The 20755-nt window shown below is 61.1% G+C and carries 22 protein-coding genes; 11 read left to right on the plus strand and 11 right to left on the minus strand.

Going from position 1 to position 20755, the window contains the following annotated elements; translation table 11 throughout:
* Positions 1-227: 227 nt before the first annotated feature.
* Positions 228-1988 (plus strand): hypothetical protein, encoded by a 1761-nt coding sequence (locus ACHEXL_RS12055; protein ID WP_416559661.1) that lies wholly within the window; start codon positions 228-230, stop codon positions 1986-1988.
* A 95-nt stretch (positions 1989-2083) separates the two neighbouring features.
* On the plus strand, positions 2084-3181 hold the full coding sequence (gene queA / locus ACHEXL_RS12060; protein ID WP_416559662.1) for a tRNA preQ1(34) S-adenosylmethionine ribosyltransferase-isomerase QueA: 1098 nt from the start codon (positions 2084-2086) through the stop codon (positions 3179-3181).
* On the opposite strand, the gene ACHEXL_RS12065 is transcribed toward queA, so the two are convergent.
* Genes ACHEXL_RS12065 through ACHEXL_RS12075 form a run of 3 tightly spaced genes read right to left on the minus strand, consistent with a single transcriptional unit; the run spans position 3169 to position 5224 of the window.
* Positions 3169-3486: a non-heme iron oxygenase ferredoxin subunit gene (locus tag ACHEXL_RS12065; RefSeq protein ID WP_416559663.1), complete on the minus strand. Its 318-nt coding sequence runs from the start codon at positions 3484-3486 to the stop codon at positions 3169-3171. The two genes, queA and ACHEXL_RS12065, sit on opposite strands and share 13 nt — an antisense overlap.
* Positions 3483-3956 (minus strand): aromatic-ring-hydroxylating dioxygenase subunit beta, encoded by a 474-nt coding sequence (locus ACHEXL_RS12070; protein WP_108428264.1) that lies wholly within the window; start codon positions 3954-3956, stop codon positions 3483-3485. The genes ACHEXL_RS12065 and ACHEXL_RS12070 overlap by 4 nt, the downstream gene beginning before the upstream one ends.
* A 2-nt stretch (positions 3957-3958) precedes the next feature.
* Positions 3959-5224 (minus strand): aromatic ring-hydroxylating dioxygenase subunit alpha, encoded by a 1266-nt coding sequence (locus ACHEXL_RS12075; protein WP_416559664.1) that lies wholly within the window; start codon positions 5222-5224, stop codon positions 3959-3961.
* Positions 5225-5328: 104 nt separating this feature from the next.
* Between ACHEXL_RS12075 and ACHEXL_RS12080 the strand changes: the two genes are divergently transcribed.
* The 3 genes from ACHEXL_RS12080 to ACHEXL_RS12090 all read left to right on the plus strand — a co-directional run bounded on the left by ACHEXL_RS12080 (position 5329) and on the right by ACHEXL_RS12090 (position 8717).
* Positions 5329-6264, plus strand: a complete 936-nt coding sequence (locus ACHEXL_RS12080; RefSeq protein WP_416559665.1) for a LysR family transcriptional regulator — start codon at positions 5329-5331, stop codon at positions 6262-6264.
* A gap of 63 nt (positions 6265-6327) precedes the next feature.
* Positions 6328-7500 (plus strand): tRNA guanosine(34) transglycosylase Tgt, encoded by a 1173-nt coding sequence (tgt, locus tag ACHEXL_RS12085; protein ID WP_416559666.1) that lies wholly within the window; start codon positions 6328-6330, stop codon positions 7498-7500.
* 62 nt (positions 7501-7562) lie between these two features.
* Positions 7563-8717: an ATP-binding protein gene (locus ACHEXL_RS12090; protein WP_416559667.1), complete on the plus strand. Its 1155-nt coding sequence runs from the start codon at positions 7563-7565 to the stop codon at positions 8715-8717.
* Here the strand turns inward: ACHEXL_RS12090 and ACHEXL_RS12095 are convergent.
* From ACHEXL_RS12095 to ACHEXL_RS12110, 4 genes are all read right to left on the minus strand, one after another.
* Positions 8704-9951 carry an FIST signal transduction protein gene (locus ACHEXL_RS12095; protein WP_416559668.1) on the minus strand — a complete coding sequence of 416 codons (1248 nt, stop codon included), beginning with the start codon at positions 9949-9951 and terminating at the stop codon, positions 8704-8706. The genes ACHEXL_RS12090 and ACHEXL_RS12095 overlap by 14 nt on opposite strands.
* A 7-nt stretch (positions 9952-9958) precedes the next feature.
* The gene (locus ACHEXL_RS12100) at positions 9959-10786 is read right to left on the minus strand and encodes a PhaM family polyhydroxyalkanoate granule multifunctional regulatory protein (RefSeq protein WP_416559669.1); all 828 of its coding nucleotides are present in this window, start codon (positions 10784-10786) and stop codon (positions 9959-9961) included.
* 83 nt (positions 10787-10869) lie between these two features.
* Complete coding sequence (locus ACHEXL_RS12105) at positions 10870-11343, minus strand: copper chaperone PCu(A)C (RefSeq protein ID WP_416559670.1); 474 nt, start codon at positions 11341-11343, stop codon at positions 10870-10872.
* Positions 11344-11472: 129 nt separating this feature from the next.
* The gene (locus ACHEXL_RS12110) at positions 11473-11835 is read right to left on the minus strand and encodes a hypothetical protein (RefSeq protein WP_416559671.1); all 363 of its coding nucleotides are present in this window, start codon (positions 11833-11835) and stop codon (positions 11473-11475) included.
* Between the two features lie 127 nt (positions 11836-11962).
* On the opposite strand from ACHEXL_RS12110, the gene ACHEXL_RS12115 reads away from it, so the two are divergent.
* The 4 genes from ACHEXL_RS12115 (at position 11963) to ACHEXL_RS12130 (ending at position 14201) form a co-directional block, all read left to right on the plus strand.
* A complete protein-coding gene (locus ACHEXL_RS12115; RefSeq protein ID WP_416559672.1) occupies positions 11963-12613 on the plus strand; it encodes a glutathione S-transferase in 651 nt (216 codons plus the stop codon).
* Positions 12614-12747: 134 nt separating this feature from the next.
* Positions 12748-13119, plus strand: a complete 372-nt coding sequence (locus ACHEXL_RS12120) for a TraR/DksA family transcriptional regulator (protein WP_416559673.1) — start codon at positions 12748-12750, stop codon at positions 13117-13119.
* A 63-nt stretch (positions 13120-13182) separates the two neighbouring features.
* Positions 13183-13596 (plus strand): VOC family protein, encoded by a 414-nt coding sequence (locus ACHEXL_RS12125; protein ID WP_416559674.1) that lies wholly within the window; start codon positions 13183-13185, stop codon positions 13594-13596.
* Positions 13597-13601: 5 nt separating this feature from the next.
* Positions 13602-14201 carry a MarC family protein gene (locus ACHEXL_RS12130; protein ID WP_416559675.1) on the plus strand — a complete coding sequence of 200 codons (600 nt, stop codon included), beginning with the start codon at positions 13602-13604 and terminating at the stop codon, positions 14199-14201.
* 18 nt (positions 14202-14219) lie between these two features.
* Here ACHEXL_RS12130 and mrdA read toward each other — a convergent pair whose 3' ends face one another.
* The 4 genes from mrdA to ACHEXL_RS12150 form a co-directional block, all read right to left on the minus strand.
* The gene (gene mrdA, locus ACHEXL_RS12135; RefSeq protein WP_416559676.1) at positions 14220-16202 is read right to left on the minus strand and encodes a penicillin-binding protein 2; all 1983 of its coding nucleotides are present in this window, start codon (positions 16200-16202) and stop codon (positions 14220-14222) included.
* Positions 16203-16204: 2 nt separating this feature from the next.
* Complete coding sequence (gene mreD / locus ACHEXL_RS12140; protein ID WP_416559677.1) at positions 16205-16726, minus strand: rod shape-determining protein MreD; 522 nt, start codon at positions 16724-16726, stop codon at positions 16205-16207.
* Positions 16723-17664 (minus strand): rod shape-determining protein MreC, encoded by a 942-nt coding sequence (gene mreC, locus ACHEXL_RS12145; RefSeq protein WP_416559678.1) that lies wholly within the window; start codon positions 17662-17664, stop codon positions 16723-16725. The genes mreD and mreC overlap by 4 nt, the downstream gene beginning before the upstream one ends.
* 72 nt (positions 17665-17736) lie before the next feature.
* On the minus strand, positions 17737-18780 hold the full coding sequence (locus ACHEXL_RS12150) for a rod shape-determining protein (protein WP_416559679.1): 1044 nt from the start codon (positions 18778-18780) through the stop codon (positions 17737-17739).
* Between the two features lie 210 nt (positions 18781-18990).
* On the opposite strand from ACHEXL_RS12150, the gene gatC reads away from it, so the two are divergent.
* Both gatC and gatA read left to right on the plus strand, forming a co-directional pair.
* On the plus strand, positions 18991-19290 hold the full coding sequence (gene gatC / locus ACHEXL_RS12155) for an Asp-tRNA(Asn)/Glu-tRNA(Gln) amidotransferase subunit GatC (protein WP_108428244.1): 300 nt from the start codon (positions 18991-18993) through the stop codon (positions 19288-19290).
* 3 nt (positions 19291-19293) lie between these two features.
* Positions 19294-20754 carry an Asp-tRNA(Asn)/Glu-tRNA(Gln) amidotransferase subunit GatA gene (gatA, locus tag ACHEXL_RS12160; RefSeq protein ID WP_416559680.1) on the plus strand — a complete coding sequence of 487 codons (1461 nt, stop codon included), beginning with the start codon at positions 19294-19296 and terminating at the stop codon, positions 20752-20754.
* Position 20755: the final 1 nt, after the last annotated feature.

Consider the following 20755-nt stretch of genomic DNA (forward strand, 5'->3'; position numbering starts at 1 on the left):
ATGTTCAGCACGCGATAACGGCATCAGCACAAGAGCTCTGGTGGCTCCCATCATTGCCAGCGCTTGGATTCACGTGAACTGTCCCAGCCACAAAATTGCAATCAAAAAATTACCCAGCCACTGTGGACCCAATCAAATCCATCTGAACCCACAACGGGCCCATCGACAAAGACACGCGCCTCAAAAGCTTCATTTAAATAATTTATTTTTTAAAAATTTAGATACTTTTGAATAAAATAATTTATTTGAAAAATACAAAGGGGGATGATATGTTGGCTCGTCAAATATGCGCACTGTCGTTAGCAGGCGCCTCTGTGATCCTTTCGGCATGTGGCGGCGGAGGCGGCAACAATGGCTCCCCTTCAAGTTTGCAAATTTCAGGAACAGCGGCCACCGGAGCTGCAATTTCTTATGGCACGGTCGAAGCCAAATGCAAAGTTGGGACAGGGACAGCCACGACCGACGCCACAGGCAGATACATCCTGAATATTGCATCCGGTGAACAGCCGTGCATTTTGCGCGCAACAGATCCAATTACATGGATGCAATTGCACTCGGTCGTTGAAGCTGGCGCCGACAGCGCAAACATCACCCCAGCAACCGATCTCGTGGTCGCCAATACTCTGAGCGAGAGACCCTCAACAGCGTTCGCTCGTTACGCAACAGACCAGCAACAAAAAATTACCGCTTTAAATATCAATGAAGCAGTTGCCCGAGTTCAAGCAGCCACTGCAGCGCTTGGTCCTGATGCGGACATGACTGGCGTAGACATCATGAAAGGCCATCTGCAAGCAGCAACAACGGAAAGCCCAGGTAATGCTGCTGACTCAAAAATAGATGCACTCATGGCTGCATTGACAGCAGCGGATAAAAAAATCTCTGATCTCTCAGCATTGTTGGCGACAACAACAAGTGGTTCAGATGCCGCCATGCAGCTCGCGACGTTTGTAGGCAGCGCGCGATATTCCTTGGATTCATGTCCGGCAGCACGCAGCGGCGACATATGGGTACTTGATTTCCTCGGCAGCGAGCCAATTGGATTCCGGGTCAACTTTGATTCCATGACGCTCACGGATCTGACCAACAACAACTCTTCTGTGATGCATATTAAGCGGGACACGCAAAATGCGGTTATCCCGTGCGCCTTCACAGCCAATGTCAACTCCTCCGATGTGGAATTCAGAGTTACCAGTGGCGGCATTGGCATATGGAAAAACGCAAATAACTTTGGCATCAGCGTTCCGGCTCAACGCTCTCAATCACTGAATGACATGGCCTTTGCAGGCACTTACCCGACGGCAGGGTTTTTACGTGAGCGTGACCAAGGTGGCAGAGCAGCTTTGCCGTTCAAATTCAAAATAAACCCAGATGGCAGCCTGCAAGGCTACGCTTGCGACTTGAACAGGGCAATCCCCGACTGCTCATTGCCACTGGACACAAACAACGCCAATAGGACCGCATGCACACCAATGTCCAACGGAACTTTGTCCTGCAGTTCTGCTGATGGGTTGCGCGCGACGGCCATCCTTTACACCACCGGAGGTCAGGCCAGCATGTTTATGGCGGTCACGCAAATGCCTATGAACGGTTACAACTTTGGCGGACTAATTGTCATGACAAAAGCTTCACCTCTGCAACTGCCCATCACAGGACAGACTAACGCTGCAGGCAGCTCTTGGTATGCTGGGGTCGCACCTGCGTCCAACATGGTTGTATCTGGAGACACCCATGCCGGACGTGTCGAATCCGTTGACACAAGTGCCAATTCATATGTAACGTCATCTGCTGCTACAACCACAACACATACGCGCTACATCAACACACCCAGTGATGGCTTCTTATTGTCAAACGCTAGCAATGGTGCAAGCGGTATTTCCATAGGTTCCAACACCGGCTGGTCGATGACCATGGCAAAAAACAACGGAAGTACCGTTTACGATGGTTGGTATGTTTATGCGAGAGCACCAAAAATAAGCACTGCCAGATAAATTAAACACACTCGAATCATCCTTAGATGAAGCAACCAAACGGCGTGAGAAAATCACTCCGTTTTCATTCATACGGGCCTGTCCAGCCCAGCGCCATGTCTTCTTCTGCATACCTCAGCTCCGCCAGCGCACACCGTGCCTACACGCTCAGCGATTTCGACTTCGAACTCCCGCCCCAACTGATTGCCCAGCACCCCGCCGCCGAACGCAGCGGCTCGCGGCTGCTCGATGGCTCGTCGGCCAAGGTGGTGGACCGCATCTTTCATGAATTACCCGGCTTGCTAAACGCAGGCGACCTGCTGGTGTTCAACGACACCAAGGTGGTCAAGGCGCGCATCTTTGGCGAGAAGGCGTCTGGCGGCAAACTCGAATTGCTGATCGAGCGTGTGCTGCCCGGCCACCAGGTGGTGGCGCACATGAAAGTGAGCAAAAAGCCACTGGTGGGCGGCAAGATGTTCCTGGCAGGCGGTGCCCGAAACGGTGGGTTTGATGCCGTGCTGCTGGGCCGCTGGCCCAATGAAAACGGCCAGCTGTTTCACCTGCAGCTGAGCGACGAGCCGCATGCCTTGATGGAAAAGCATGGGCACGTGCCGCTGCCCCCCTACATTGAACACACCGACACCGAAGAAGACGCCCAGCGCTACCAGACGGTGTTTGCGCGGGCCCCTGGTGCGGTGGCTGCGCCTACCGCCGCGCTGCACTTTGACGAAGGCGTACTGAACGCCCTGACAGCGCAAGGCGTGCAAACCGCCAGCGTGACGCTGCATGTGGGCGCTGGTACCTTCCAGCCCGTCAAAACCGAAAACATCGCTGAGCACACCATGCACAGCGAATGGTATGAGGTCCCTGAGGCCACACAACAAGCCATTGCCGCTTGCAAAGCACGTGGCGGTCGGGTGGTCGCAGTGGGCACAACCACGGTGCGCACGCTGGAATCGTGGGCCAAGTTCAAGCAGTCCAGCGGCGACACGCAGATTTTCATCACGCCAGGCTTTGAGTTCCAGGTGGTGGACCGCCTGATCACCAACTTCCACCTGCCCAAGAGCACGCTGATGATGCTGGTCAGCGCTTTTGCGGGCTACGAGCACATCATGGGCCTGTACCGCCACGCGATCGCGCAGCAGTACCGGTTTTTCAGCTACGGCGATGCGATGCTGCTGACGCGCAACACGCTTGAATCTCAGTCCAACTGAAGAAACACCCGCCCACCCTCCACCTTGACGGGCCAGGTCTTGGCGGGTTCTGTGGCCGGGCCGCAGGCCACCGAGCCGTCACGCAAGCTGAACTGGGCCTGGTGGAAGGGGCATTCCACATGGTCGCCTTCCACAAAGCCGTCGCACAGCTTGGCATTGCCGTGTGTGCACAGGTTGTTGATGGCGAACACTTCGCCGTCCACGCTGAACAGGGCAATGTCTTGCCCCTCTGGGCTCACGGCGATGCCCGCGCCTTCAAACAAATCGGCCTCGGCGGCCACGTCGGTCCAGTTTGTCATGGTCATATCGGGTAAATGATGGCGTTGGGGATCATTTCGCTGTCGTACACGCACAGGCGTTCAGCGAACTTGAGGCCTTCGGGGGTTTGCACGAGGGTGTCGATGTAGCGGCCCACATTGAACACGGTGCTTTCCTTGTCGAGCTTGGTGCGGAACACCGCGTAATTGGCTTCGGCGTGGATGCGACCGTCCTCCACCTTTCGCACCACGGGTGCACCCACCACATGCCGCTGGTAATACGGGTCGTGGTAGAGCGTTTCTTGGATGCCGTACACGCGGTCTTTCAGCATGCCTTTGCTGGTGAACGACAGCGTGCACAGCGGAAAGCCGCGCTCGTGGTTTTCACGCGGGATGAGTTTGTACACGCATTGCTCGGTGAAAAATTCGGGCCACAAATCCCACTGGCCGCTGTCCACGGCCAGGGCGTAATCGGCGTACAGCCGGCTCAAGGCCATGTGGGTTTCAAAGCTCACCATGGTCAAGCCTCCATCACTTTGCGCCAGTAGGCGTACATGCCCCGGATCAGGGTCTCGGTCACCATGTGGTCGGTCTCGCCCACATCGCGCCCGCCCAGTTCCACCAGCATGCGGTGTTCGGGCTTGGTCTCGAAGGCCTGCTGCGAGAACTCGATCACCTCACCGTCGTCGGCGCTCACAAAACCCGCCGGGCCAAACAGGTTGGACTGGCGCAAGCGGCGCTCGGTCATCTCGGGCGTGTCGTCTTCAAAGCCGAAGTGCGTCCACACAAAGTCAAACGCACCATGCCCGTCGGGCTGGATGTGCCGCGTGGACACGCTGTTGACCTGCTGCTGAAAAATCACGCTCGGGAACAGCGTCATCATCACCGCCGTGGGCATCTGCTCTTCCATCTGCCACCAGCCCTCGGGCACGATGTCCAGAAAACTGGCGTCGTGCAACTGCATGCTTTCCTTGAAGCTGCTCACCTGCGTGACCTGCGCCGCAGCGCCCGTGGCCTGGCCCGCGCTGCCACGGGTCGAGATCATGGCGGCGTGGCGGTGGTGCGCGTCCATGCGCAGCTCGCTCTTGTTGTCGGCACGCCAAAGGCCAAAGGTCACAAACCAGGTGTGCAGCAAACCCGGGTGATAAGGGTCCTTGATGTTCTCCTGCATCAGCTTCCAGTTGCCCGGGATGCGCTGACGGTTGTAGCCCAGCACCACCAGCTTGCGGCCGTTGAACAGGCGGTCAAAGTATTTCAGGATGGTCGGGCCCATGAAGTCTTCGAGCGACTCCACGGCAGGGTCAAACGACGCGAACACCACGCCGCCGCGCGTGGCCACTTTCAGGGCCGTGAGGCCGTGGTCCTTGGGGTCAAAGTCGGCGGGCATGCCGCCATTGACCTTGCCGTCCTGGCGCACGCCGCGCCGGAAAGGCACGCCCTGCAAGTCGCCCTTGAGGCTGTAGCTCCACTGGTGGTAGGGGCAGACAAACTCTTTTTTGTTGCCATGGCGCTCGCGGCAAAACTGCATGCCCCGGTGCGCGCAGACGTTCTCGACCACATGAATCTGGCCGTCGGCGGCCCGCGTCATGATGACCGAGCGCTCACCCACCACCGTGCGCTTGAAATCGCCGGGGTTCGGGATCTCGGCCTCCAGGCCCACATAACTCCAGTGGCTTTTGTAAAAGAAGCGCTCCAGCTCCTTCTTGTGCCGGTCTTCGTCGGTGTACACGGCAAACGGAACGCGGCTGGTGCCTTCCGTTTCCCAGTGGATGGGATGCTCGGTCACGGTGTCTCCTTCAAATACTTGATGCACATCATGTCGCCGCCTTCGAATTCCGTAAATCGAAACTCAAAGATAATCATTATCCGAATTTCAAATAACACTGCGCCATGGAACTCGCCCGACTCGACCTCAACCTGCTGCTGGTGTTTCACCACCTGCTGCGGGAAAAACGCGTCTCGGCCGTGGCCACAGTGCTGGGCATGAGCCAGCCCGCTGTCAGCAGCGCATTGGGTCGTTTGCGGACGAGCCTGGACGACGAGCTGTTTTTGCGCACCCAGCAGGGCATGGCCCCCACACCGTATGCCCTGCAACTGGCCGAGCCAGTGGCCACCGCGCTCGATGGCCTGCAACAAGCGCTGAACGTGCGCGCCGCGTTTGACACAGCCACCAGCGAACGCCGCTTCACCCTGGCCATGACCGATGTGGGCGAGATGTATTTCCTGCCCGTGCTGATGGACGCGCTCGCCCAAACCGCCCCCGGTGTCACCCTCCAGGTGGTGGCCGTGACCAGCGCCAGCCTGGGGGCCGACATGGCGTCTGGCCGCACCGACCTGGCGCTGGGCCTGCTGCCGCAATTGCAGGCGGGTTTTTTCCAGCAAGCGCTGTTTCGCCAGCCTTATGTGTGCCTCATGCGCGAAGGGCACCCGCTGGCCGCTGCGCCCAGCTTGACGCTGGCCGACTTTGCCGCCGCCAGCCATGTGCGGGTGATTGCAGCAGGCACGGGGCATGGCCGGGTGGATGAAGCGCTGGAGCGCCAGGGCCTGCAACGGCGCATTCGCCTCACGGTGCCACACTACGTGGCCCTGGGCGATGTGCTAGGGCATTCGGACCTGATCGCCACGGTGCCCGACCGTTTTGCGCAACGCGTCACCACACCTTTTAGCCTGACCACGCGGCCATTGCCGCTGGCGGTGGACGGCAGCGTGATCCACCAGTTCTGGCACGCCCGTCTGCACAAAGACCCCGGGCATCAATGGCTGCGCGAGTTGGTCGCGCAATGCTTTGGTGATGGCAGCAAGGCCTGCGCAGAACAAATGGCCTGAATTTTTTGGAGAATCACTCCGGGGGTGTGCTCCTACAATTCAGGCCTCAGCTTTAGGCCTTACATGCTCCAATTCGACCTGCTCAAAACCGACCCCTCCAGCCACGCCCGCCGAGGGACCCTGACGCTGAACCATGGTGTGGTGCAAACGCCCATCTTCATGCCGGTGGGAACCTACGGCACCGTCAAAGGTGTGATGCCGCGCAGCTTGCACGAGATGGGGGCTCAGATCATTTTGGGCAACACCTTCCACCTGTGGATGCGCCCGGGGCTGGACATCATGAAAGGCTTTGGCGGCCTGCACCAGTTTGAGAAGTGGGACAAACCCATCCTGACCGACTCGGGCGGGTTTCAGGTCTGGTCGCTGGGCGAGATGCGCAAGATCACTGAAGAAGGCGTGACCTTTGCATCTCCCGTGAACGGCGACAAGCTGTTCATGTCGCCCGAAGTGAGCATGCAGATCCAGACCATCCTGAACTCGGACATCGTGATGCAGCTCGACGAGTGCACGCCTTACGAGACCAAGGGCCACCTGACGACCGAAGCCGAAGCGCGCAAATCGATGGAGATGAGCCGCCGCTGGGCTGTGCGCAGCAAGGACGAGTTCGCACGGCTGGAAAACCCCAACGCGCTGTTTGGCATCGTGCAAGGCGGCATGTTCGAGAACCTGCGTCAGGAGTCGCTGGAAGCGCTGGTGGAGATGGACTTCCCCGGTTATGCGATTGGCGGTGTGAGCGTGGGCGAGCCCAAGGACCTGATGCTGCAGATCATGGCGCACACGCCGCACCGCCTGCCCGCACACAAGCCGCGCTACCTGATGGGCGTGGGCACACCCGAAGATCTGGTGCAGGGGGTGGCCGATGGCGTGGACATGTTCGACTGCGTGATGCCCACCCGCAACGCCCGAAACGGCACGGTGTTCACCCGCTTTGGCGACCTGAAGTTGCGCAACGCCCGCCACAAAACCGACCCGCAACCACTGGACAGCACTTGCACCTGCCACGCCTGCGCGGGTGCATCGGGGGTCTCATGGGACCAGGGCGGCCGTGATGGATTTAGCCGCGCCTACCTGCACCACCTGGACCGCTGCGGCGAAATGCTCGGCCCCATGCTGACCACCATCCACAACCTGCACTATTACCTGAACCTGATGCGCGAGGTGCGTGAATCGCTGGACGCGGGCCAGTTCTCGCAGTTCCGGGCGCAGTTCAAGACGGATCGGGCACGCGGGGTCTGAGGCATTTATCCTTGCAAATCATGGAATGAAACTCCATAATTACAAGGATGTTTAAACGCCATTTGCAATCATTACTGGGTGAAGAACTCCAGTTTTCACCGACTGTGGCCTTGCTCGGCCCGCGGCAGGTGGGCAAAACCACGCTGGCACTGGAAGTGGCGCGCACCATCCCGCACGTCTATCTCGACCTGGAATCGGACCGGGATCGCGGCAAGTTGGCCCAGGCCGAGTTGTATCTGGAAAGCCACCTGGACAAGCTGGTCATCCTGGACGAGGTGCACCGGGCGCCGGGCCTGTTTCCGGTGCTGCGCGGCTTGATTGACCAAGCCCGGCGCTCAGGCCGAGCATACGGGCAGTATTTGTTGCTGGGCTCCGCCAGCCTGGATGTGCTGCAGCAGTCAGGCGAAACACTGGCCGGTCGCATCGCTTATCTGGAGCTGGGGCCTTTGAATGTCCTGGAAACAGGCCAAAGCGCCATGGATGAGCTGTGGTTGCGGGGTGGTTTTCCGCCAAGTCTGACGGCCCCCTCAGATGCCCGTAGCCTGCGCTGGCGAGATAACTTCATCCGCACCTATCTGGAACGCGACATTCCGCAATTCGGGCCGCGCATCGCTGCCGAAACATTGCGCCGCTTCTGGACCATGCTGGCCCACCACCAAGGCGGCCTACTCAACGTGGCCCAACTGGCGCGCAACCTGGGTGTGGATGTCAAAACCGCGCAAAGCTACATCGACCTCTTGTGTGACTTGCTGCTGGTGCGCAGGCTCGCCCCTTGGCACACCAACACCGGCAAGCGCTTGGTCAAGGCTCCCAAGGTGTATGTGCGCGACAGTGGTCTGGTGCATGCGCTGCTGAACATCGAATCCAAAGAAAGCCTGCTTTCGCACATGGTGGTGGGTGCCAGCTGGGAGGGGTTTTGCATTGAAACCCTGCTGGCCTGTGCGCCTGCGGGCGTGACGGGCCACTTTTACAGAACCAGCGGGGGCGCAGAAATTGATTTGCTGCTGGCCTGGCCAGGTGGTGAACTCTGGGCCATCGAGATCAAACGCAGCAGCGCCCCCAAAGTGGAGCGCGGTTTCCACAGCGCCTGCGATGACTTAAAACCCAGTCAAAAATGGGTGGTCTACCCGGGCCAGGAAACCTACCCACTCACCACAGACATTCAAGCCATTTCATTGCACGGCCTGTGCGAGAAGCTCGCCCTCAGTCGGTCGTGAACACCGTCAACACCCCGGTGTAACCGTACAACTGCTTGCGGGCAATTTCGCCTGCCGCAAAAAAGCCCACCAAGGGCACATCACCCAAAGCATGCCGAATGATCTGCATCTCGGCACTCGGCCCGCCAAAGTGCGGACCGCCGCGCCCGGTGCAGCTCACATACACCGCGCCCGCGATGCGCTGGCCCGCTTGAGGCACCGTGGGCACCGGGTCGTCGCTCAGGGCATTGATCGCCTCAATGGACAGCATCTCGGGCTCCAGGGCTTCGCGGATTTCGGCGCACACGCGCACCAAATCAGCACGCGCGGCCTGCACATCGCGGCGGCAAAACGTCAGGCTCATGCCCGGTTCCAGGTGCTCGGCAATCGCCACGCCTTGGCGCAAAGGGTCCAGGCCAATGATGTGGCGCACCCGCACGTCACTGCCCAAGTTGCCCGCACGGCCCACGCCCGACTGCCCGGCGGCACTCAAGCCCACCAGGGTGGAGCGCACCACCGCAATGGCTTTTTGTGGCTCGCTCAGGCTGATGTCCAGATCGGCCAGCATCACATCCAGCGCGGGCTCACCTGCCAGTTGGAGCACCACATGGCCATCGGCTTCGGTGATTTCGCGCTCCGGGGCCACGGGTTGGCAGCCTTGCGTCACGCGTGACAACAAGGCCACCTCGGGCGAGAACGCCACGCCACTCAAACCGCCTTCGAGCACACCACCGTGTGCATTGGCACCCCCTGCGTCTTCAGCCCGCAGCGCAAACTGCACACTGCGTGTGCGGCTGGCGCTCAGGCCGCCAAACAAATAGCCCTGCCGGGTGCGGGCTGCCATCTCGCTGATCAAGTCGGCCAAATCGGGCGTGTGTGAGTCCGCGTGCACCAAGGCCGCATCGGCCCAGCCCGCAGGCAAGGGCGACACGCCGGAGAACACCCGGTATTGCTCAGGCGTCAGGTCGCACAGCATGAGCGCCATGGCGGGCTCGTCAAAGTACTCGGCGTTGCTCACCGCCACGCCAATGCCCACCGTGCCCGCCCAGTCGGGCACCTCGGGCAAAGCCTGGCGCAAATGGTCCAGCAGCGCTTGCGCCTCGGGCGCGTAATGGTCGGTGATGTAGAGCAGCCCCAATTTCGGATGACGGGCGTACTCCGGCAGTTCCATCTGAGCACGCAGCTGCGCCAGCACCAGGCCTGCGGCCATGCGCCACTGCGGGTGGGTGGCGTGGCCACAAGGAAACAGCTTCATGGGCGCTTCACTTCTTGGTGGCTTGGCGGGCAGCAGGCTGGCTGGCCGTGCGAGCGGCCTTGGCAGGCGCCGCTTTGGCACCCTGCCGCTTGACCGCTGCCCCACGGGCTGCTGGCTTGGCCCGGGTGGTTTTGGTCGCCGCCGATTTGCGGGCGGCCGGGGCTTTCGCCGAGGAGGCGGCTTGGGCCGCCATGCCGGCCTTCATGGCTTCGCCCGCCACGTCCTTCAAGGCCGCTGCGGCGATGCCCTGAAACTGCTGCGTCAATGCACCCCACCACTGCATCGGGTCCACCGCGGGCTTGGCCGCTTCGCTGGCAGAGCCGCTGTCCGCCTTGTCGGCCGACGGGTCCGCTGCAGCCTGGGCCGTCGCATCGGCCCTTGATGCCGACGCCTGCGGTGTGGCCGGCTCGGTTTCAGCGTGGGGAGCGGGCTTGGGGGTGAACAAGGAGGTCCTGGGTTTGGCTGCAGCGCTGGCCGCAGCGGCTGCAGGCGCGGCTTCCGGCGTCGGGGGCTTGGCCGTGAACGCCTTGGCCAGATCGGCCATGTTCACGTTCATGCTTTGCAAGGTGGTCAAGGTCATTTTTTGCACCTCCATCGCCTGGATGGTGGCCTTGAGCGCCGTGGTGTTTTGCTCCAGCCAGAACAGCACCGACTTCAGCTCCTGAATGCGCTTGTCGATCTCTTCGATGCTGAGCGTGGGCGCCACCCAGCTGGCCATGCCAGGCATGCCCGCAGCCGCCGCAGGCTGGGCCTGCGCAGCGGTTTTGGACAGGTTTTGCAAAAAGTCAAAGCTCGGCACAAATTGGCCAAAGCCGAAGGCGGAAGTGTCGCTCATGGCTGCTCCTTGAAAAGTGGTCTGCAAAGCTTACCTGAAGACGCTTTCAAAGCACATGCGTTCCTGCACGAGCACCCGCTCACTCAATGTTTGTGCTTGTGGGCATGCCCGTCGTCATGCTTCATGGCCGCAGCTGCACCAGCGCGAGCAACGGCTTGGATGTCGAGGGTCTGGCGCTTGCCGTCCTGGCCTTCGACCACCAGGGTCACGGGCACCGTATCACCGTCTTTGATCTGGCCCTTCAGGTCCATGAGCATGACGTGGTAGCTGCCCAGCTTGAGGTCTACCGCTTTGCCCGCGGGCAAGGCCAGCTTGGGCACCGCGCGCATTTTCATGACGCCGCCATCCATGCGCATTTCGTGCACTTCCACCACACCCGCCACGGGGGACTGGGCCGAGATCAGCTGGGCGTCTTGCGCCGACAGCAACTGCATGAAAGCGCCTGTGGCTTTTTGCTGGGCCACCGTGGCACGGACCCAGGCGTCTTTGACGGTCACCTGGGCCGATGCAGCAAAAGACAAAACAAGAACAGACAAAGACAAAACGAAACGGAACATGGATCACTCCTGAAAATGGGTCATCAATCGGTCAAGCCGAAGGGGCTGGCAGACACCGTGGTCTCACCAGCAAAGAACAGCGCAAGCTCAAACCTCAGGTCCGAGGTCAAGCCCTGAGGCACAAGGGCATCAGGCCCCAGAAGCGGGGGGTGCGCGGGCTTGCCAGGGCTGCTGCGGCCGACTGGCCAAGCGCGCCGTCGATGGCGAGGGCAACACATGCGGCGCGGCGCCCCAGGACCACTCGGTCACCGCCAATGCGGCGGCGGGTCCCATCAAGGGCAAACAAGCGGGGCATTCAAGCCAAGCATGCGTCAAGGGCGCGGACGCGTCGTCTGCGCCGACCTGCACCATCTTGATGCTGCCGGTGGCGGTGCACACCAGCTGCGAAGCCTCGGGTTTGACCCAAGGCGATGCCACCGAGGCCCCCATGAACAACATCCACCAAACCAGCACACAGCGGGCGAGTGAATGGGCGTTGTGAAGGGATGACATGAGGCCAGATTATGGCGCAGCAGACCATGCCCGCACGCGACGCGCGCAGCTGGTCAACTTGGCGACGCGTCAATCGGCTGTGGCCCATTACGCTGGGACATTTCAACACCCTCACGAGGAGACCCCCATGCTCACACTCTGCGGCTTTTCGGCCAGCAACTACTACAACAAAGTCAAATTTGCCCTGCTCGAAAAAGGTGTGCCCTTCACCGAAGAGCTGGCCTGGGTGGGCCAGACCGACCCCCAAGCCAGCCCCTTGGGCAAGGTTCCCTACCTCAAGACCTCACAAGGCACGCTGTGCGAGTCGGGCGTGATCATGGAGTACATCGAAGACCAATACCCACAGCACCCCTTGCTGCCCGCCGACCCGTTTGCAGCAGCCAAGGTACGTGAACTGGTGACCTTTCTGGAGCTGCATCTGGAGCTGGTGGCGCGCAACCTCTACCCGCAAGCCTTTTTTGGCGGGCAGATCAGCGACAGCGCCAAAGAAAAAACGGGTGCCCAACTTGAAAAGAACGTAGCGGCGTTCGCGCAACTCGCCAAGTTCAACCCCTACATGCTCGGCGACAGCCTGAGCTTGGCCGACTGTGCGGCGGTGGTCCATCTGCCGCTGGTGTCGGCGGCCACCAAAATCGTTTACGGTCGCGACTTCTTGGCCGATCTGCCCGTGCGCGATTACCTCAAGCGCATGGGCGAACGCCCCACCCTGCAGCAAGTCAACGCCGACCGCAAAGCCAACACCGAACTGATGATGGCCCGCGCCAAAGCCAAAGCCTGAGCACAGCGGGGGAGGCACCTCCACGCGCCTTCCGATTGATGCAGGTCAAATGCGGCGGGCCCACGCCCAGCCAGCGCCCGCATGGTTGACCTGCATCAACAAGCGCCCCGCATCCGAGGCTCATGATGGTCTTCATGAGCACATCCTCTTCTTCCCCTCGCGACGTTTACAAGGCCCAGCTGATCGAAGCCCGGTCGCAGCTGCTGGCACGCATCGCCTTCGAGCGCGGCGGCGGGGTCTCACGCGCCGACATGGCCGCTGAGCACTTTGACAACAGCTTTCAGTCGCGTGCACAAATCCGCTCCGAGCGGGAAACCGAGTTCGCCATGAATGAACACGAAACCGCCGAGCTGGGTGACATCGATGCCGCGCTGGAACGCATTCAGGCGGGCACCTACGGGCAATGCACCGACTGCGGCGTCACCATTGCGCCTGCACGCCTGAACGCTTACCCCACCGCCAAGCGCTGCCTCGATTGCCAGACCGTGGCTGAACGGCGCCGCTGAAGCAGCTGCACTGCGGGTTCTCACGGCTGTTCCAGCCACTGTGAGGCTGATATGCTTTGACGCATGCACAGCCTGTTTCATTTCGCTTTTCACGTCACCGACCTTGACGAAGCCCGCCGTTTTTATGGTGGTGTGCTCGGCTGCAAAGAGGGTCGCTCTACCGACACCTGGGTGGACTTTGATTTTTTCAAACACCAAATTTCCCTGCACCTGGGCGAGCCCTTCAAGACCAGCCTGACGGGCCATGTCGGCGACCATTTGGTGCCAATGCCGCATTTCGGTCTGGTCTTGCAAAAGAACGACTGGCAAGCGCTGGCCGACCGCCTGCAAGCAGCCCACATGCCATTTGTGGTCGAACCCCATTTGCGCTTTGCGGGCCAGGCGGGCGAGCAATGGACCATGTTCTTCATGGACCCCTTTGGCAACCCGATTGAGGTCAAAGGCTTTGCCGACCTGAGCACGGTGTACGCGAGCTGATGGGCATGGAGCACACCTTTGCTTCGGCCACCATCTTGCTACTGCTGATCACCGATCCGCTGGGCAACATCCCGATTTTTGTCAACAGCTTGCGGGCCGTGCCGCCCGAGCGGCGTGCCCGCGTCATCTTGCGCGAGGTTTTGATCGCTTTTGGTTTGCTACTGGCCTTCATGTTCGTCGGCCAATCCTTCCTGAAGGCGATGAGCCTGTCGGATGTTTCTTTGCAAATCGGAGGTGCGGTGGTGCTCTTCTTGATTGCCTTGCGCATGATCTTTCCGCCACCACCACAGGACTCGCCCGTGCCTGTGGCAGAGCCTTTGATCGTGCCTTTGGCCATTCCCGCGCTGGCGGGTCCATCGGCCATGGCCACCGTGTTGCTGTTGGTCAGCCAAGCCCCCGAACGTCGGCTGGAGTGGGTCGCGGCGCTCACGGTGACCATGCTGGTGTGCGCCGTGGTGCTGCTGCTGGCCGAGCGTTTGCAGCGCGTGGTGGGTTTGCGCGTGGTCTCGGCCTTTGAGCGTTTGATGGGCCTGATTCTGGTGTCCATCTCGGTGGAGATGCTGATCCGAGGCCTGAAGTCCCTGGCGCAAAGCTGGCCACACTGAGGCGCCTGCGGCGTGGCCTCAATTGGCTGAATTGAGCCTTCGGCTTTCCAGAGGCACATCCTGCTTGGCGCGCGGCTTGCCGATCGGGGCGGCGGTCTGGCCTTTTTGCGTGGCAGCCATGTCTTCTTCGCTGGGGTATTGCCCCAGCAGCCAATAGTCAAACACTCGCCGGGCAATAGGGGCGGCTGACGCGGCACCAAAACCCGCGTTTTCTACCACCACCGCCACCGCAATCTGCGGCTTTTCAACGGGTGCGTAAGCCATGTACAAAGCATGGTCACGCTGGTATTCAGACAAATTAGCGGCGTTGTACTTTTCCTTTTGGCCGATGGTCACGGCCTGGGCGGTGCCCGTTTTGCCCGCGCTGGTGTAAGCCGCCCCGGCAAACACGCGGGCCGAAGTACCTGAGGTGACCACTCCCGTGAGCCCGTTGCGGATGACCTCCATGTGCTCGGGCTTGAAGCCCAGGTTCACCGGCTCGGTCGTGTTGACCCGCGTCTGGGCGTGCGTCAAGGCGTCTTGCGTGGCCGTGACCACCCGGGGCTTGAACTGCAGCCCGCCGCTGGCCAGCGTGGCGGTGGCCGACGCCAGTTGCAGCATGGTGAAGGTGTTGTAACCCTGCCCAATGCCCAGCGAAATGGTTTCGCCGCCGTACCACTTCTTTTGCTCGGGCTTTTTGTAATAGTTCCGCTTCCACTCCGTGCTGGGCAAGATGCCGCGCACTTCGCCTGGCAAGTCGATGCCGGTGATCTGGCCAAAGCCCAGCGGTTTCATGAAGTCATGGATGGCGTCCACCCCCATCTCGTTGGCCAGCGAGTAGTAATAGACGTTGCTGGACAGCGCGATGGATCGCACCATGTCCACAGGCCCGAGCCCCGTGTCGCCATGGCTGCGGAAAGTGTGGCCGCCATAGGTCCACGAGCCGGCATCGTTGATGACGGTGGTGGCACTGCGTTTGCCCGTGGCCAGAGCGGCCATGGCCATGAAGGGTTTGTAGGTGGACCCCGGCGGGTAGGTGCCGCGCAAGGCGCGGTTCAGCAAGGGCTTGTCGATCGACTCGTTGAGCATTTGCCAGTTCTCGACATCGATGCCATCGACAAACAAATTCGGATCGAACGTGGGTTTGCTGACAAACGCCAACACCTCACCGGTGTTCGGGTCGAGCGCGACCAAGGCGCCACGGCGGCTGCCAAACAGATCCTCCACCATTTTTTGCAACTGGATGTCGATCGACAAAACCACGTTCTGACCGGGTGTGGCCAAGCGGCTCGACAGACTGCGGGTGGCCCGCCCACCCGCCGAGGTCTCGACCCGGTTGACCCCCGTGATGCCATGCAGCTCACGCTCGTAGCGCTGCTCTACACCCAGCTTGCCGATGTATTCGGTGCCCCGGTAATTGCCTGCATCGTCTTCTTCTTCGATGCGCTCTTTTTCTTTGGCATTGATGCGGCCGATGTAGCCGACCACATGACTGGCCAATTCGCCATAGGGGTATTGCCGGAACAACCGGGCCTTGATGTCAACCCCCGGGAAGCGATAGCGTTGGGCGCTGAAACGCGCCACCTCTTCGTCACTCAAGCGGGTGCGGATCGGTAACGAGTCAAAACTGCGCGAGTCTTCGCGCAGGCGCTTGAACCTGCGGCGGTCTTTGCCCTGGATCTCCACCAGCTCGGCCAGGGCGTCGATCGTGGCCTCCAGGTCAGGCACTTGCGATGGTGTGATTTCGAGCGTGTAGGCCGAGTAATTGCTGGCCAGCACCACGCCGTTGCGATCCAGGATGGTGCCGCGTGGTGGCACCGTCGGGATGACGGCCGTGCGGTTGCTTTCGGCTTGTTCGTGCAAGTCTTCATGGCGCACGATCTGCAAATAAGACAAGCGGGCCACCAGCAACAAAAAGCACACCAGCACAAACACCTGCACCACCGCCACCCGGGCGCGAAATCTTTGCAATTCGACCTGGCTGTCACGCAAATCGGCAAGGGAAGGCAGCCTGAGCGACATGGTCAAAGGGGGCGGATGTTGTCAGGGTCAAAGGCACGCCGCTGCGGCGCCAGCAAGACCGCACCGACCAAGGGCCACAGAGCCGCCTGCATGAACGGCGCCAGCAATTGGCTCCAGTGCGGCCAGGCATCGTGAACGATGAGCCGGGTGGCCCACTCCAGCAGGGCCGCCACTAAAAACAAGGGCACGATCTGCAGGGCTTGCTCGCGCAAAGGGAACCACAACAGGCGGCGCTGAACGGCCAGCGCCATGCTGCTGAGCACCACATAAGACAAGGCGTTTTGCCCCAGCAAAGCCGACTCGTGCACATCCAGCGCCAGGCCCAGCACAAACGCCAACACCACGCCCACACGCCGCGGCTGGTACACGTTCCAGAACACCACCACGATGGCCAGCACGTCGGGCAGCCAGCGCCAGCCGACCAGGCCCAACAACATGTTCAGCAACAAACCCACCACCACCGTCAAGGCGATGAAGCGGGGGTTGGCAGGCAAGAGCAGGGGACGCCCTGCCGGCATGATCATGGCTTGCCTCCTGATGCCGCTGCGGTGGATGGCCGGCCTTTGCCGCTGCGCTTGGGCTCTGGCGCAGCCGCTGGCAGCGCGGGCCAGTCTTTTACCGGCATCAGCACCAACAAGTGCCGGCCCCTCGGCTTGGCCGCAGGGGCGGCATGCACCCGGACAAAGGAAGAGTCCACACGGCGATCAATCTGGCTGACCTGTCCCACATGCAAACCCGGGGGGTACACGCCATCAATGCCACTGGTGGTGAGCAAATCACCCTGTTTCACGTCCGTTCCTGAAGGCACGAACTTCAGCTCCAGTGCACCACCCGCAATGCCCGGGTTGCCCACGGCCACATGGCGGCTGCCGGTGCGGGCGTTCATGACCGGAATACTTTGGCCTCGGTCGGTCAGCAACGTCACTTCGCTGACCAAGGGGTACACACGTGTGACCTGGCCCACCACGCCGCCGACATCGATGACCGCAGCGCCTTGCACAATGCCCGCCACTTGACCACGGTCCACCACGATGCGGTCGGTATAGGGGTCTGCCGTGTCATAAAGCACCTCAACAGCCCTGGAAGGTCCGGCCATTTGTTCGCGCAAACTCAGCAGCTCGCGCAACTGGGCATTTTCTTGGGTCAGTTGCTCCACTTGCTGCAGACGCCGGGCCTGTGCAATGGTGCGGGTCTGGAAGCTTTGCGCCGCATCTTGGGCCGCTTCGAGATCACTGAAGTATTGGCCCAAACCCCTGATGGCTCGCACAGGCTGAAGCGAGAGCCACTGCAAAGGGGCCAGCACCACGGCAATGCCCGAGCGCAAGGGCTGCGAGATCTGGAAACGGTGGTCCGAAGCCATCAACAAAATGGACAACAAGGACAGCAACACCAGCTTGGAGGTCGCAGACAGACCCTGCCGAAAGATCGGCGGGGCACTGCGTTCGAGGGTATCCAGAGCCATGAATGTGTTGCGCCGGATTCAGGTGAGGAAAAGCGGGTGTGTTGACCTGTGGCCGAAAGCCAGAAACTGGCCTTATTCGCTGGTGAAGATGCTGCCCAGCTGATCCATGCGCTCGAGCGCCATGCCGCAACCACGCGCCACGCAGGTCAGCGGGTCTTCGGCCACCAGCACGGGCAGGCCGGTTTCTTCGGCCAGCAAGCGGTCCAGGTCGCGCAGCAAAGCGCCGCCGCCGGTCAGCATCATGCCGCGCTCGGCGATGTCAGCGCCCAACTCGGGCGGTGTGTGTTCCAGCGCGGTCTTGACGGCCGAGACAATCTGGTTGAGCGGATCGGTCAAGGCTTCCAGGATTTCGTTGGAACTGATGGTGAAGCTGCGCGGCACACCTTCGGACAGGTTGCGGCCCTTGACTTCCATCTCCTTGACTTCGCTGCCGGGGAAAGCGGAGCCGATGGTCTTTTTGATGGATTCGGCAGTAGGTTCACCGATCAGCATGCCGTAGTTGCGGCGGATGTAGCTGATGATGGCCTCGTCAAACTTGTCGCCACCCACGCGGACACTGCCCTTGTAAACCATGCCGCCCAACGAAATCACGCCCACTTCGGTGGTACCGCCACCAATGTCCACCACCATGGAACCTGAAGCGGCCGACACGGGCAAGCCGGCGCCGATGGCAGCGGCCATGGGTTCTTCGATCAGGTACACCTCGGATGCGCCTGCGCCCAAGGCCGACTCACGAATCGCGCGGCGCTCGACTTGGGTCGAGCCGCAAGGCACGCAAATGATGATGCGGGGGCTGGGGCGGAAGGTGCTGCGGGGGTGCACCATGCGGATGAACTGCTTGAGCATCTGCTCGGTCACGGTGAAGTCCGCAATCACACCGTCCTTCATGGGACGGATGGCTTCGATGTTGCCGGGCACCTTACCCAGCATGGCCTTGGCTTCGTGGCCCACGGCTTGCAGCGTCTTTTTGCCTTGGGGGCCGCCTTCGTGGCGAATGGCCACCACCGAGGGTTCGTCGAGCACAATGCCCTTGTCGCGCACAAAAATCAGGGTGTTAGCGGTGCCCAGGTCAATGGCCAGGTCGCTGGAAAAATAACGGCGGAAAGAGGAGAACATTCGGGGGTCCTTTGACGCGCCCTCCGAGGCCTGCGAATGGCTTTTTGGGGTGGGCGCGGCGATCAAATCAGGGGTGTTGTCAGGGCGGGCTCAAAGACTGCAGAGCGAGCGGCACCAAACACAGGATAATACCTGATCACCCGGCAAAACAGGCTCGCCCAAGCCCTGTTGACGCTGTAAAACACGACCTCTTACAACTCTTTTCAAACCATGTCCCTGACCCCGCAGGATATTGCCCGGATCGCCAATCTGGCCCGGCTGGAGCTCAAGCCCGACGAAAGCGAGCGCATGCTCACTCAGATCAATGGCTTCTTTGGCATCGTCGAAGCCATGCAGGCGGTGGACACCACCGGCATCACCCCCATGGCCCACCCCGTGGCCGCCATCCAGGACATCACGCTGCGCCTGCGCCCCGACGTGGCCAGCGAGCCCAACCAACGCGATCTGAACCAGCAAAGCGCCCCGGCCGTCGAGCGCGGCCTGTTCCTGGTCCCCAAAGTCATCGAGTAAGCCATGAGTGACCTGCACAACCTCAGCGTGAAAGCGCTGGCCACCCTGTTACAGACCCAAGAAGTCAGCGCCGTCGAGGTCGCGACGCGCTTTCTGGCCCGCATGGGCGGCAACCCGCACAACGCCTTTCTGGACATCGACAGCGAAGTGACGCTGGCCCAGGCCCGCGCCTCGGACGCCAAACTGGCCGACGGCACAGCTGGCCCGCTCGAAGGCGTGCCCGTGGCGCACAAAGACGTGTTCGTCACCCGCGATTTCGCCACCACCGCGGGCTCCAAAATGCTCAGCGGCTACCGCTCACCCTTTGACGCCACCGTGGTGCAGCGCCTGCGCACGGCGGGCATGGTCACTTTGGGCAAGCTCAACTGCGACGAATTCGCCATGGGCTCAGCCAACGAAAACTCGGCCTATGGCCCGGTACAAAACCCCTGGGACACAGCCCGCGTGCCCGGCGGCTCGTCCGGCGGCAGCGCAGCCGCCGTGGCCGCTGGCCTGGCCCCCGCAGCGACGGGCACCGACACGGGCGGCTCGATCCGCCAGCCCGCCAGCTTTTGCGGCATCACCGGCATCAAACCCACCTATGGCCGCGCCAGCCGCTACGGCATGATCGCCTACGCCTCAAGCCTCGACCAGGCCGGCCCCATGGCCCGCAGCGCCGAAGACTGCGCCCTGCTTTTGAGCGCCATGTGCGGCGGCGACATCGACCGCGACTCGACCTCGCTGGACATACCCACCGAAGACTTTTCGGCATCGCTCAACAATTCCCTAGAAGGTCTGCGCATTGGCATTCCCAAAGAGTTTTTTGGCGAAGGCCTGGCGGCCGATGTGCGCGCTGCAGTAGACGGCGCTTTGCGCGAGTATGAAAAGCTGGGTGCCAAGCTGGTGCCCATCAGCCTGCCACGCACCGAACTGTCCATTCCGGTCTACTACATCATTGCCCCGGCCGAAGCCAGTTCCAACCTCAGCCGCTTTGACGGCGTGAAGTTTGGCCACCGCGCCAAGGACTACACCGACCTGGTGGACATGTACAAAAAGACCCGCGCTGAAGGCTTTGGCAACGAGGTCAAACGCCGCATCATGACGGGCGCTTATGTGTTGAGCCACGGTTATTACGACGCCTACTACCTGCAGGCCCAAAAAATCCGCCGCATGATCGCCGACGACTTCCAGAATGCGTTCAAGCAGTGCGACGTGATCGCTGGCCCCGTGGCCCCTTCGGTGGCCTGGAAGTTTGGCGAGAACGCCAACGACCCGGTGGCCGACTATTTGGCCGACATCTTCACCCTGCCCGCCTCGCTGGCGGGCCTGCCCGGCATGAGCGTGCCCGCAGGCTTTGGTGCGAGCGGCATGCCCGTGGGATTGCAGCTGATCGGCAACTACTTCAAGGAAGCCCAGTTGCTGAACGCCGCGCACCGCTTGCAACAAGCGACCGATTTCCACCTGCAAAAACCAGCAGGAGTCTGAA

Origin of the sequence: Limnohabitans sp. YIMB22184 (assembly GCF_048020265.1) — a bacterium.
Taxonomy (GTDB): domain Bacteria; phylum Pseudomonadota; class Gammaproteobacteria; order Burkholderiales; family Burkholderiaceae_C; genus Limnohabitans_A.

Coding starts and splice junctions, on each gene's coding strand:
- ACHEXL_RS12115 (WP_416559672.1), top strand. CDS start 11,963: ATGCTCACACTCTGCGGCTTTTCGGCCAGCAACTACTACAACAAAGTC.
- gatC (WP_108428244.1), top strand. CDS start 18,991: ATGTCCCTGACCCCGCAGGATATTGCCCGGATCGCCAATCTGGCCCGG.
- ACHEXL_RS12120 (WP_416559673.1), top strand. CDS start 12,748: ATGAGCACATCCTCTTCTTCCCCTCGCGACGTTTACAAGGCCCAGCTG.
- queA (WP_416559662.1), top strand. CDS start 2,084: ATGTCTTCTTCTGCATACCTCAGCTCCGCCAGCGCACACCGTGCCTAC.
- mreC (WP_416559678.1), bottom strand. CDS start 17,664: ATGGCTCTGGATACCCTCGAACGCAGTGCCCCGCCGATCTTTCGGCAG.
- gatA (WP_416559680.1), top strand. CDS start 19,294: ATGAGTGACCTGCACAACCTCAGCGTGAAAGCGCTGGCCACCCTGTTA.
- ACHEXL_RS12080 (WP_416559665.1), top strand. CDS start 5,329: ATGGAACTCGCCCGACTCGACCTCAACCTGCTGCTGGTGTTTCACCAC.
- tgt (WP_416559666.1), top strand. CDS start 6,328: ATGCTCCAATTCGACCTGCTCAAAACCGACCCCTCCAGCCACGCCCGC.
- ACHEXL_RS12095 (WP_416559668.1), bottom strand. CDS start 9,951: ATGAAGCTGTTTCCTTGTGGCCACGCCACCCACCCGCAGTGGCGCATG.
- ACHEXL_RS12100 (WP_416559669.1), bottom strand. CDS start 10,786: ATGAGCGACACTTCCGCCTTCGGCTTTGGCCAATTTGTGCCGAGCTTT.
- ACHEXL_RS12110 (WP_416559671.1), bottom strand. CDS start 11,835: ATGTCATCCCTTCACAACGCCCATTCACTCGCCCGCTGTGTGCTGGTT.
- ACHEXL_RS12150 (WP_416559679.1), bottom strand. CDS start 18,780: ATGTTCTCCTCTTTCCGCCGTTATTTTTCCAGCGACCTGGCCATTGAC.
- ACHEXL_RS12130 (WP_416559675.1), top strand. CDS start 13,602: ATGGAGCACACCTTTGCTTCGGCCACCATCTTGCTACTGCTGATCACC.
- ACHEXL_RS12070 (WP_108428264.1), bottom strand. CDS start 3,956: ATGGTGAGCTTTGAAACCCACATGGCCTTGAGCCGGCTGTACGCCGAT.
- ACHEXL_RS12105 (WP_416559670.1), bottom strand. CDS start 11,343: ATGTTCCGTTTCGTTTTGTCTTTGTCTGTTCTTGTTTTGTCTTTTGCT.
- ACHEXL_RS12065 (WP_416559663.1), bottom strand. CDS start 3,486: ATGACCATGACAAACTGGACCGACGTGGCCGCCGAGGCCGATTTGTTT.
- mrdA (WP_416559676.1), bottom strand. CDS start 16,202: ATGTCGCTCAGGCTGCCTTCCCTTGCCGATTTGCGTGACAGCCAGGTC.
- ACHEXL_RS12125 (WP_416559674.1), top strand. CDS start 13,183: ATGCACAGCCTGTTTCATTTCGCTTTTCACGTCACCGACCTTGACGAA.
- mreD (WP_416559677.1), bottom strand. CDS start 16,726: ATGATCATGCCGGCAGGGCGTCCCCTGCTCTTGCCTGCCAACCCCCGC.